Origin of the sequence: Burkholderia sp. AU17457 (assembly GCF_002223255.1) — a bacterium.
Taxonomy (GTDB): Bacteria; Pseudomonadota; Gammaproteobacteria; order Burkholderiales; family Burkholderiaceae; genus Burkholderia; species Burkholderia sola.
In genome coordinates this window covers 1-1,161 of the sequence record NZ_NKFB01000013.1, presented here as the reverse complement: position 1 = coordinate 1,161, position 1,161 = coordinate 1, and the positions used below count along the sequence as shown (strand labels likewise).

Here is a 1,161-nt window from a genome sequence, read left to right as displayed (position 1 = left end):
CGCGCTCTTTGCCACGGGCTGCACGATGGCGCCGCATTACAAGCGGCCCGACGCGCCCGTCGCGCAGGCGTACCCGGCCGGCGGCGTCTACGCGACGCAGCCCGGCGCGGCCGGCGCGCGCAGCGCGAACGGCCAGGCGGCGACTGCCATCGGCTGGCGCGAGTTCTTCGTCGATCCGCGCCTGCAGCGGCTGATCGAGATCGCGCTGAAAAACAATCGCGACCTGCGCGTGTCGGTGCTGAACATCGAGGCCGCGCGTGCGCAGTACCAGATCACGCGCGCGGGGCTGTTCCCGACGCTCGACGGTACGGGCACGGGCAGCATCCAGCGTTTCCCGGCCGGCGTATCGCAGACGGGCCAGCCGCTGATTTCGCGTACCTACAACGTCGGATTGTCGGCGTCGTGGGAGCTCGATCTGTTCGGTCGCGTGCAGAGCCTGAAGGACCAGGCGCTCGCGCAGTACCTGTCGACGTCGTACGCACGGCAGGCGTCCGAGATCTCGCTGGTGTCGCAGGTGGCGGATCAGTACCTGACGCTGCTGTCGACCGATGACCTGCTGAAGGTCACGGAGGACACGCTGAAGACCGCGCAGGCGTCGTACGACCTGACCAAGCTGCAATTCGACAACGGGACGGGTTCCGAGCTCGAGCTGCGTCAGGCGCAGACGGTGGTCGAGACGGCGCTTGCGAACCAGCAGGCGCAGGCACGCGCTCGCGCGCAGGCGCTGAACGCGCTGGTGCTGCTGATCGGCGAGCCGCTGCCGGACGACCTGCCGGCGGGCATGCCGCTCGACGCGCAGAACCTGCTGACGGACGTGCCGGCTGGCCTGCCGTCGGACTTGCTCACGCGTCGTCCGGACGTGATGCAGGCCGAGCAGACGCTGCTGGCCGCGAACGCGAACATCGGCGCGGCGCGTGCGGCATTCTTCCCGAAGATCTCGCTGACAGCCGCGTTCGGCACCGCGAGCCCGACGCTGGGCGGCCTGTTCAAGGCCGGCACGGCGGCGTGGTCGTTCGCGCCGAACATCGCACTGCCGATCTTCGAGGGCGGGCAGAACATCGCGAACCTGGATCTCGCGAACGTGCAGAAGCGCATCGAGATCGCGAACTACGAGAAGGCGATCCAGTCGGCGTTCCGCGAAGTGTCGGACGGGCTTGCCGC

1 protein-coding gene is annotated in these 1,161 nt (G+C 69.0%); it reads left to right on the top strand.

Annotated elements, in window-relative coordinates; translation table 11 throughout:
• Positions 1-1,161: efflux transporter outer membrane subunit (locus CFB49_RS35345; RefSeq protein ID WP_089493765.1), on the top strand; the 1,161-nt coding region annotated here is incomplete at both ends.